Below are 11,011 nucleotides of genomic sequence, written 5' to 3' on the forward strand. Positions count from 1 at the left end.
GGCGTATGCTCTGCTGACAGCGTCCGAGGAGAAACCCGCGATGAGCCATGCAATGAGCGATGCGATGACCAATGCTATGACCGAAACAAAGACCGATGCGATGACCCGGGCCGACTGGCAGCGTCTGGCCGGCGAGCTGACGATCGAGACCCGCGCCTTCATCGACGATGCCTTCGTCGACGCGGAGAGCGGCGAGACCTTCGCCAGCATCAACCCGGCCACCGGCGACACCCTCGCCGAGGTCGCCAGCTGCGATGTCGCCGACGCCGACAAGGCCGTAGCCCGAGCGCGGCGTGCCTTCGATGAAGGGGCGTGGTCGCGGCGCCCGCCCGGGGCGCGCAAGGCGGTGCTGCTGCGCCTCGCCGAGCTGATGGAGGCACACAAGGCGGAGCTGGCACTGCTCGACACCCTCGACATGGGCAAGCCGATCGGCAGTTCCCTGGGGGACATGAGCGGTGCCATCGGCTGCCTGCGCCATCACGCCGAGTCGATCGACAAGCTCTACGGCGAAGTCGCGCCCACCGGCGACGATGCTCTGGGCCTGGTGCTGCGCGAGCCACTCGGGGTGGTCGCCTCGATCGTGCCGTGGAACTTCCCGCTGATGATGACCGCGTGGAAGATCGCCCCGGCCTTGGCCGCCGGCAACAGCGTGATATTGAAGCCTTCGGAGAAGTCGCCGCTGTCGGCGCTGCGTCTGGCGGCGCTGGCGCGCGAGGCCGGGCTACCTGGCGGCGTCTTCCAGGTGCTCCCCGGCTTCGGCCACACCGTGGGCAAGGCGCTGGCGCTGTCGATGGGCGTCGACTGCCTGGCCTTCACCGGCTCCACTGCGGTGGGCAAACAGTTGATGCAGTACGCTGGGCAATCCAACCTCAAGCGCGTCTATCTGGAGTGCGGCGGCAAGAGCCCCAACCTGGTCTTCGCCGACTGCAAGGATCTCGACGCCGTGGCTCGCCATGCCGCCGAGGCGATCTTCCATAACCAGGGAGAGGTGTGCATCGCCGCCTCCCGGCTGCTGGTGGAGAATCGCATCCGCGAGACCTTCGTCGACAAGCTGCTGGCGGCCGCCGAGCACATGCAGCCTGGCGACCCGCTCGATCCGGCGAGTTTCATGGGCGCGATGGTCGACCGCACCCAGTATCAGCGTGTGCTCGACTATATCCGCCGCGGGGTCGAAGAGGGTGCCACCCTTCGCAGTGGCGGCAGTGCCACGGAGGGGCCGGGGCTGTTCATCCCGCCGACGATTTTTGACGGCGTCTCGCCGAGCATGGCGATCGGCCGTGAGGAGATCTTCGGCCCGGTGCTGTCGGTATTCGGCTTCGACACCGAAGAGGAGGCGATCGCGCTGGCCAACGACAGCGACTACGGCCTGGCGGCGGGGGTCTGGAGCCAGGATATCGACCGCATCATGCGCGTCTCGCGGCGGCTGCAGTCGGGGCAGGTCTACGTCAACAACTGGGCTGGCATGGATCAGACTGTGCCCTTCGGTGGCGTCAAGCAGTCGGGCAACGGCCGCGACAAGTCCCACCACTCGCTGGAGGAGTACTCCGACCTCAAGACCGTCTGGATCTCCTTGACCCCCTGAGGCGCGGCGCCGGTCGAGCGTTCCGCTGGCGGCGCAGCGTCGTCAGCGGCCACCCGCGATGTGCGACGCGCGCTGGCACCAAGGCGGCGCCGGGCGCGAATGGTGTAGGCAAACTCCAGCATGCCAGCGGCCCGCGCGGCGCACCCGAAAGACGGTGCGCCGACAGCGGATGTCGCATCCGGGGACGTTTTACCCAGGCTAAAGCCAAGGTGAGAAATTATGCGCGCGCGCATGACGGACTTTCATAGGAAAGGCCGCCGGCGCTGGGGTATCATCGCGCCACGTTTTCATGATCGGAGTCCGCCGGGGGCGGGTCCGATCGTCCCCTCCCCGAGCCGAGGATACCCGCCGATGTTCACGCGAGACATGCAGATTGCCGGATTCGACGATGCCCTGTGGAAAGCGATGCAGCAGGAAGTCGCGCGCCAGGAAGCGCATATCGAACTGATCGCTTCCGAGAACTACGCCAGCCCGCGCGTGATGCAGGCGCAGGGCGCGCAGCTGACCAACAAGTACGCGGAAGGCTATCCCGGCAAGCGTTACTACGGCGGCTGCGAGCACGTCGACGTGATCGAGCAGATGGCGATCGACTACGCCAAGGAACTGTTCGGCGCGAGCTACGCCAACGTTCAGCCGCACTCCGGCTCCCAGGCCAACGGCGCCGTGTTCCAGGCGCTGGTCAAGCCGGGCGATACCATTCTCGGCATGAGCCTCGACGCCGGTGGCCACCTGACCCACGGCGCCAAGCCGAGCTTCTCCGGCAAGCACTACAACGCGGTGCAGTACGGTATCGACGAGAGCGGCCGGATCGATTACGACGAAGTCGCCAAGCTGGCCAAGGAACATCAGCCGAAGATGATCATCGCCGGCTTCTCGGCCTACTCCCAGATCATCGACTGGGCCAAGTTCCGCGAGATCGCCGACAGCGTGGGTGCCTACCTGCTGGTCGACATGGCGCACGTCGCCGGTCTGGTCGCCGCTGGCGTCTACCCCAGCCCGCTGGCGCACGCCCACGTGGTCACCACCACCACGCACAAGACCCTGCGCGGCCCGCGTGGCGGCCTGATTCTCTCCGCCGAGAACGATGCCGAGATCGAGAAGAAGCTGCAGGCTGCGGTATTCCCCGGTGGCCAGGGTGGCCCGCTGATGCACGTCATCGCGGCCAAGGCGGTCTGCTTCAAGGAAGCCATGGACCCCGAGTTCAAGAGCTACCAGCAGCAGGTGGTCAAGAACGCCCAGGCGATGGCCGGCGTGTTCATCGAGCGCGGCTACGAAGTCGTCTCCGGTGGCACCGAAGACCATCTGTTCCTGCTCTCGCTGGTCAAGCAGGGCCTGACCGGCAAGGACGCCGATGCGGCGCTTGGGCGTGCGCACATCACCGTCAACAAGAACGCCGTGCCCAACGACCCGCAGAGCCCGTTCGTCACCTCCGGCCTGCGCATCGGCACCCCGGCAGTGACCACCCGCGGCTTCGGTGAGACCGAGTGCAGCGATCTCGCCGGCTGGATCTGCGATATCCTCGACGCCATGCAGCAGGGCGACTCGAGCGAAGCCGAGAACGCGGTCAAGGGCCAGGTCGAAGCCGTCTGCGGCCGGTTGCCGGTGTATCGTTGATGTAAAGTCTTACAGCGACAGGCAATGGCTGAATTGAAGCCATTTGTCGAAGTTGATCGAGGCGCCGCATTGCGGCGCCTCGTTCTATTTTACCCATGCCCCCTCATGCTGGCGGCATGATTCTGATATCCTTGCCCCCTCGCTTCGGGGACAGGATGTCCCAGCTGAATGCCGGAAGCCCATCAAAGCAATGAGCGCGGACACTCAGGCGCGGCTTGCCGGCGCCTGTCGCACCTTGTTATCCAACTATCAGTGAGTGAACGCATGGCCAGCCGTCAAGAAGCCACCGATCTGCAACGTGCCTTGAAAGCATGTCGAGGGTCGTTCGCCTCGGTGGGGTTCTTCAGCATGTTCATCAATCTTTTAATGCTGGTTCCCCCTCTTTACATGTTGCAGGTATACGACCGCGTTATTTCTTCGCGCAGCGCGGATACTCTGCTCATGCTCACCCTGGTGGTGATCTTCCTGTTTTTCGTCATGGGGCTGTTGGAGCTGGTGCGCTCGCGCATCTTGATTCGCGTCGGTAATCGCCTCGATACCATGGTCAACCAGCGCCTCTACAGTGCCATGTTCCGGCGCAGCGTGATGACCCAGGGTCAACAGTCAGCGCAGCCGCTGAGCGATATGACCAATCTGCGCCAGTTCCTGACCGGCAACGGCTTGTTCGCCTTCTTCGATGCCCCTTGGGTGCCCATCTACCTCGGCGTACTGTTCCTCTTCCACTTCTGGCTTGGGGTCTTCGCTACCTGCGCCGGTATCGTCCTGCTGATCCTGGCGATCGCCAACGAGAAGGCGACCAAAGGGCTGCTTTCCGAGGCCAACGCCGAGCAGATCAAGGCCCAGGAGCTGGCCAACGCCAACCTGCGCAACTCCGAAGTGCTGCACGCCATGGGCATGCTGCCCGGCATCATGGGCCGCTGGGCCAGCAAGCATCATGAGTTCCTCGCCAAACAGTCCCAGGCCAGCGACCGCGCCGGCGCACTTGCCAACACCTCCAAGGTGCTGCGCATGCTGTTCCAGTCGATGATCCTCGGTTTGGGGGCGTTCTTGGTACTCGAGGGCGATATGTCGCCGGGCATGATGATCGCCGGTTCGATCCTCATGGGGCGCGCGCTGTCACCGATCGACCAGATGATCGGCAGTTGGAAAGGGTTCGTGGCGTCGCGCAGCGCCTACAAGCGCCTCAACGATCTGCTCGATCAGATACCGGCGGAAGAGCGCCACATGTCGTTACCGGCGCCGCGCGGTGATCTCGCCATCGAGACCGTCGCCGCCGCCCCTCCCGGCGTGCGCATGGCGACCATTCGCGGCATCAACTTCGCGGTGCCCAGTGGTGAGCATGTAGGCATCATCGGACCCAGTGCCGCCGGTAAGTCGACGCTGGCCCGCGTCATGCTGGGGCTGTGGCCCACCCAGGTGGGCAGCGTGCGTCTGGACGGTGCCGAGATCATCCACTGGAACCGCGACGAGCTCGGACCCTACATCGGCTATCTGCCCCAGGACATCGAGCTGTTCGACGGTAGCATCAGCGAGAACATTGCCCGTTTCGGTGAGGTCGATGCCCAGAAAGTCGTCGCCGCCGCCCAGAAAGCCGGCGTGCACGAGATGATCCTGCAACTGCCCAACGGCTACGACACCGTCATCAGCGGCGCCGGTGGTGCGCTCTCCGGTGGCCAGCGCCAGCGTATCGGGCTGGCGCGCGCGCTCTACGGTAACCCGGTGCTGGTCGTACTCGACGAGCCCAACTCCAACCTCGACGAAAACGGCGAGCGTGCGCTGAGCGAGGCGATTCGCCAGCTCAAGGCAGAAGGCACCACGCTGTTCGTCATCAGCCATCGCCAGAGCGTGCTCAAGCACGTCGACCAGCTATTGGTGCTCAAGGACGGCCAGGTCAGCATGTTCGGCCCGCGCGATCAGGTCCTGGCGCAATTCGCCAAGCCCGCCGGTACCGGTCGCTCCAGTCTCGCCGGTAGCAACGCGGCCACTGGGCGTAAATCGGGCAGCCGTCTCGCCGCCGTTCAGGGTGGTGGCAACTCAACGGGCAGCGACTCGCAATCCTCGGAGCAGAACTGAGCATGGCAGGCGACAACTCCAAACGTCACGATATCACCCCCTATCAGGACAGCATCGAAGGTGAAGCGACTGCCTCCGCTCCCGGCAAGGCAACGCTGCCGATCAACGACCGCGGCTACAAGCGCCTGGGCCTGTTGATCCTGCTGGTCGCGTTCGGCGGCTTCGGCGGCTGGGCGGCGACCGCCGATCTCGCCGTCGCCGTGGTGGCGCCGGGTTCGGTGTCGGTGGCGTCGTTCAAGAAGACCGTGCAACACCTGGAAGGCGGTATCGTCAAGGAAATCCTGGTCCACGACGGTGATCATGTCGACGCCGGGCAGACACTGATGGTGCTCGACAACACCCAGGCACGCTCGCAGCTCGAGATCGCGCGCTCGCAATATTTGATCAACCGGGCCGCGGAAGTGCGCCTGATGGCCGAGCAGAAAGGGGACGACAAGCTCGAGTTTCCCAAGGAACTGCTCGACAGCGATGCCCCGCGGGTCAAGGAAGTGCTGGCGGTGCAACGGGCGCTGTTCGCGGCGCGCCGCGATTCTCTCCAGGGTACCGTCGAAGCACTCGGCGAGCAGGCCAACCAGATGCGCGAGCAGATCGACGGCTTGCAGAAGATGATCGCCGTCAATCAGTCCCGCATGGCGTCGTTAGAGGGCGAAGCCAAGGATTATCGCGCGCTGTTCAAGGAAGGGCTGGGAGACAACCAGCGTCTGCGCGAGCTCGAACGCCAGGTACTTCAGTTCAAGGGCGAGATCGCCCAGCACCGCTCTGACATTGCCAAGCTCAAATCGCAGATCAGCGAAAACAAGGTCCAGCAGCAGGTCAAACAGCAGGAATTCCAGAAAGACGTTGGCGAGCAGCTGCGTCAGGCCCAGGCCAATATCGCCGACGCCGAGGAGCGCATGACCGCACTGAGCGATCAGGTCCGTCGTACCACCGTGACCGCGCCAGTAGCGGGCACCGTGGTCGGAATGACGATCCACACCATCGGTGCGGTGGTCAAGCCGGGCGAGCCGATCATGAACATCGTACCCTCGGGGGATGATTTTGTGGTCGAGGCGCGCATTCCCAGCAAGGACATCGACAACATCTACTCCGGCCAGTATGCCGAGATCCGTTTCAGCGCCTTCAACCAGCGCCTGACCAACGTCATCGAAGGCGAGGTTACCAATGTCAGCGCCGATACCTTCAAAGACGAGGCCACCGGTGCGGAGTACTACAAGGCCCGGGTCAAGGTGACGCCCAAGGGCAAGCGTGAGATGACCGAAAACATGCAGCTGCTGGCGGGCATGCCGGCGGAAGTCATGATTCGCACCGGCGAGCGTACCTTTGCCAGCTACGTGGCCAAACCGATCACCGACATGCTGGCACGCGCCATGCGTGAGGAATGAAGATGATCAAGCGATTCCATCGACTCCCGCTGTTGGGGCTGCTGATCTCCACACCGTTGGCATCACCGCTGGCACTGGCGCAGACATCCGAGCCGCTGCATTGGACCGATCAGGTCGCGGTCGAGGGCGACACCGCGGCAGCGGCGCAAGCCAGCAGGGGCGCAGCGATACCCGCCCCGAGCGCTGACACACCGGGTGCGCAAGAGGCCGCCGACGATATCGCGGCCGACCCGCTGCCGGCGCTGGATGGCCAGCCGGCGGGCGGGATTGGCCTGAGCGGCGGCCTCGGCGAAGACACGAGCGCGAGCGACGACGCCCACTCGTTGCCGTCGCTGCCACGCCTGTTCGAACTCGCGCTGCGCAACGACGCCAAGCTGGCCAGCCAACGCTATGATGCCGAAGCGACCCAGCAGAACGTGCCGATGAGCGTGGCCGGGCTCAAGCCGCAGGTCAGCGCCAGCGCCAGCTATCTCTACCAGAAGTCCGACAACTACTATACCGACAACCCCGAGTACGACCCGGACAACGAACTGAGCAACGTCGGTGACGACTACGAGGCTCGCTATCAGGGGGTGACCCGGGACAAGACCTGGCAGGTCCAGGTCACCCAGCCGCTGTTCAGTCTCGAACGCTGGCGCAAGGTGGGCAAGGCCAAGGCCCAGAGCGATGTCGCCGAACTCAAGGTGGCGGTGGGCGAGCGCGACCTTGCCCTCGACGTCGCCAAGTCCTATCTCGATGCCTTCCTCGCATCGCGTAAGTTGGGCCTGCTCGACTCCAAGGAAAAGTCGCTGGAACTGCAGGTCAAGCAGGCCCAGCGTGCCTACGACCTCGGTGTTGGGGATCGCATCAACCTGCTCGAATCGCGCTCGCGGCTCGATCAGGCGGTTTCCGACAAGCTGCAGGCCGAGAACGAGCTGGACAATGCATTGAGCGTACTCGAGCGTTTTACCGGCCAGCTCCCGACCTTCACCGGTAGCCGTCTGGGCGACCTCGGCGCGCTCGATCTGCAAGGCGATTACGGTGACGAACAGCAGTGGCTGACCCGGGTCGGCGACAACGTCGAAGTGCAGCTCGGCAAACAGCAGGAAGAGGTCGCCAAGGCAGAGACCGGGGTGCGCCGCGCGGGGCACTATCCCGAGCTGGATCTCAGCATGGGTTACTCCCATCGCGACTCCAACGACCCCTATCGCGAGAGCAAGGACACCTCGGCCACGCTGCGCCTCAACGTGCCCATCTACCAGGGGGGCTACACCACTGCCAGCGTTCGTCAGGGTGAGCTGTCGCTGCAGTCCAGTCGCTCGTCCTATGTCAACGCCCTCAACGTGGCGCGGCAGGAAGTGCGCAAACGGCTGCGCAGCCTGCGCGGCGATGCGCGTCAGATCGAGGCGCTGAAGCGCTCGATCGACTCCAGCAATCTGTTCCTCGAAGCCGCCGAGCGTGGCGAGCAGCTCGGTCTGCGCGATCTGGTCGATGTCCTCGACGCTCGCGCCGACCTCTACGACCAGCGCATCAAGCTGGTCTCGACGATTCGCCAGTATCTGCTCGACCGGCTCAACCTCAAGGCGGCGGTCGGTGCGCTGGACACCCAGGATCTGGTCGATACCATGAAGATCCTGCGTCAGGTGACCGGATGAGACTGGCTCGCGCGACCCTGCCGGCGTTGAATACCGCCGGCAGGGGCTGACGCCCCACGCGGGCGTTCGAGCCCAGAGGTGACAGACAGCATGAGCCCCAGACGCGCCAGCAACGATTTCCTGCGGATGGTGATGCGTGGCTTCGATGCCGCTGTCGCCATGCTGGTCAGTACCCTCTATTTCTGGCACCTGCCGGATCTCGCGTTCACCTTCGGCACCGAGTATCCACTACTGATCGTGGTCGGTGGCCTGCTGTTGCCGGCCATCGGTGAAATCTTCGGACTCTACGAGCCGTGGCGGGGGCGCAGCGTCTTCAGCATGTTCGGCTCCTATTTCGCCAGTTGGCTGGGCACCGTGCTGCTGATCAGCGCCTTTCTGGTGGTCACCCAGAGCGGCTACATCTATTCCCGGCTATGGATGGGGCTCTCCGCGCTCAGCGTGCTGGCCATCGGCCTGCTCTCGCGCGGGCTGCTCTATGGCTACCTGCGGCGGCTGCGCGCGCGTGGGCGCAACATCAAATCGATTCTGTTCATCGGCCCCGCGGCCAACGCCGAGCAGACCCGCCAGCGCCTCGCCGACATGCCCCATATCGGCTATCGAATCGACCAGACCATTCCCTACACCCACGATGACCAGGTGCTGGAAGACGTCGTGCGCCTGGCCAAGGAGTCGGTGTTCAAACGCGATTTCGACGAGATCTGGCTGAGCTTTCCGCTCAGTTGCGGCAACACGGTCAAGGCGCTCGCCGACAGTCTGATCGGCGTGCCGGTCAACGTACGCTACTTCCCCGACCTCTCCGATGTCCGCCTGCTCAACCACCGCGTTGCTCAGGTCGCTGACATGTTCTCCATCGACCTCAACTACAGCCCGCTCCATGGGCCGGCGCGTATCGTCAAGAGTATCGAGGACTACGTGCTCGGCACATTGCTGTTCATCGGTTTTCTGCCGATCATGCTGCTGATCGCGCTCGGCGTATGGCTATCGACGGGGCGCCCGGTGCTGTTCAAGCAGTATCGCCACGGTCTCGATGGCAAGCGTTTCAAGATCTACAAGTTTCGCACCATGCATTTACACCCGGTGGGCGAGGGGACGCGTCAGGCGCACCGCGGCGACCCGCGCATCACGCCGCTGGGACGCTGGCTGCGCCGCACCAGTCTCGACGAGCTACCGCAGCTCTACAACGTGCTCCAGGGGCGCATGTCGCTGGTCGGGCCGCGTCCACATGCGCTCGATCACAATGCGTTCTACAAGGATCTGATCGTCAAGTACATGCAGCGCCACCGGGTCAAACCGGGGATTACCGGCTGGGCGCAGATCTACGGCCTGCGTGGCGAAACCCGCGATGTGGTCGACATGGAACAGCGGGTCGACCACGACCTCTACTATATCAACAACTGGACGCTGGGCATGGACGTCAAGATTCTCGCGCTCACTGTCAAGCGCGGCTTCTTCAATGCCCAGCCTTGAGCCAGGGCCCTTCACCGACTCGCACTCAGCCTTGACCGAGGGCCAGTTCTGGATGTGGCCGTAGTCGAGCGCCCCGCAGCGCTCAGGCGTTGCGTCGCCAGTAGGCGGCGTGCATCGACAGTCCCGGCTTGCAGCGCTTGGGCAGCAGGTGATGGCGCCGGCCCAACGAATAGCCCAGATACTTGAGGCCATTGCGCACGGTTGCCAGCGGCAGCAGCCAGGGCGCGTGCTGCATCAGGTAGCGCGCCTCCGACAGAATGAAGCGGCGCCCCTCGCCTTCGGCGCGGCCAGTCATCTCCAGAAGCCAGGGTTCGTTGGCGTGCAGCACGCCAATATCGAAATAGCGGCGGAACTCCTGGAACAACGAATAGTTGTGAGAGTGATACACCTGCGCCTCGGCGCAGTAGTGCAGCCGCCACCCTTTCTTCAATAGCCTCGCCCCGGCGATCATGTCCTCACTGAGAATGGTGCCATTGGGGAAGCCGCCGACTTCCATCAGCGCCTCGCGCCGATACGCGGTGAATGAATTGGACAGAAAAGCCGCGCGAATGCCATAGCGCGCCACGTCCTCGGCGGCCATGGTGTGCGAGTCCGCCGGATAGTTGAACAGCCGCGCGTGAGCTGCCACCGGGGTGGCCCAGGAGTAGGGCAACTGACGCCCGTAGGCGGCACCGATGCTTGGATCGTCGAAAGTCTGGATGATCCGGGCAAAGGTCTCGGGGGAAGAGACCAGCGCATCCTGGGTGACGAAAATCACGATGTCGCAATCCGCCAGCAGCTCCAGTGCCCAGCCGCGCGTCCCGCCGTGGTCGAAGTCGCGGCGCGCCACCCGGTGCAGCTCGCAACCGGCGGCGCGAGCCAGATCGGCGGTAGCGTCGTCGGACGTCGAATCGATCACCAGAAAGCGATAGCCCTCGGCGGCCTCGCGCGTCGCCTCTAGCCAGGCATCCCAGCCGGCCCCTGCATTCAGGGTTGGTACACAAAGACCCACTTGGCGCAAAACTCGTACCCCTCGTCGCACTCGCACTGCGTTGTATGTTTGTATGGTTCGCCGCCACCGCGGCCGGGGCGTCACGGTTGCCTCTCACCGCCGGTTCACCGCCAATCGTGGCCAGCGTGCCGGAGCCATGGCTCTCACGCCTCGGTGATCACGCCCTCGAGCGGGCATCGGCGGTGCCTTGCCTTCTCGGATCCCGCGGCCCGGAATACTCGCGGCTGCCAGTAGCCGCCCGAGTCGCCAAGACCCCACGCCGTCAAGG

General features: G+C 64.3%; 7 protein-coding genes. 6 read left to right on the top strand and 1 reads right to left on the bottom strand.

Annotated elements, in window-relative coordinates; genetic code table 11:
- The first annotated feature begins 76 nt into the window (after nt 1-76).
- From QO259_RS03745 to QO259_RS03770, 6 genes are all read left to right on the top strand, one after another.
- Nucleotides 77-1,582, top strand: coding sequence for an aldehyde dehydrogenase (locus QO259_RS03745; protein WP_285951850.1), 1,506 nt, complete (start codon nt 77-79; stop codon nt 1,580-1,582).
- 351 nt (nt 1,583-1,933) lie between these two features.
- Nucleotides 1,934-3,196: a serine hydroxymethyltransferase gene (gene glyA, locus QO259_RS03750; protein WP_285951851.1), complete on the top strand. Its 1,263-nt coding sequence runs from the start codon at nt 1,934-1,936 to the stop codon at nt 3,194-3,196.
- Between the two features lie 264 nt (nt 3,197-3,460).
- Entirely contained in the window at nt 3,461-5,269 is a 1,809-nt protein-coding gene (locus tag QO259_RS03755) for a type I secretion system permease/ATPase (protein WP_285951852.1), read from the top strand.
- Between the two features lie 2 nt (nt 5,270-5,271).
- Nucleotides 5,272-6,651 carry an HlyD family type I secretion periplasmic adaptor subunit gene (locus QO259_RS03760; RefSeq protein ID WP_285951853.1) on the top strand — a complete coding sequence of 460 codons (1,380 nt, stop codon included), beginning with the start codon at nt 5,272-5,274 and terminating at the stop codon, nt 6,649-6,651.
- Nucleotides 6,652-6,653: 2 nt separating this feature from the next.
- On the top strand, nt 6,654-8,285 hold the full coding sequence (locus QO259_RS03765) for a TolC family outer membrane protein (protein ID WP_285951854.1): 1,632 nt from the start codon (nt 6,654-6,656) through the stop codon (nt 8,283-8,285).
- 90 nt (nt 8,286-8,375) lie between these two features.
- The gene (locus tag QO259_RS03770) at nt 8,376-9,752 is read left to right on the top strand and encodes an undecaprenyl-phosphate glucose phosphotransferase (protein WP_285951855.1); all 1,377 of its coding nucleotides are present in this window, start codon (nt 8,376-8,378) and stop codon (nt 9,750-9,752) included.
- Nucleotides 9,753-9,834: 82 nt separating this feature from the next.
- On the opposite strand, the gene QO259_RS03775 is transcribed toward QO259_RS03770, so the two are convergent.
- Nucleotides 9,835-10,743: a glycosyltransferase family 2 protein gene (locus QO259_RS03775; protein WP_285951856.1), complete on the bottom strand. Its 909-nt coding sequence runs from the start codon at nt 10,741-10,743 to the stop codon at nt 9,835-9,837.
- Nucleotides 10,744-11,011: the final 268 nt, after the last annotated feature.

The organism is Salinicola sp. JS01, assembly GCF_030284585.1.
Taxonomy (GTDB): Bacteria; Pseudomonadota; Gammaproteobacteria; order Pseudomonadales; family Halomonadaceae; genus Salinicola.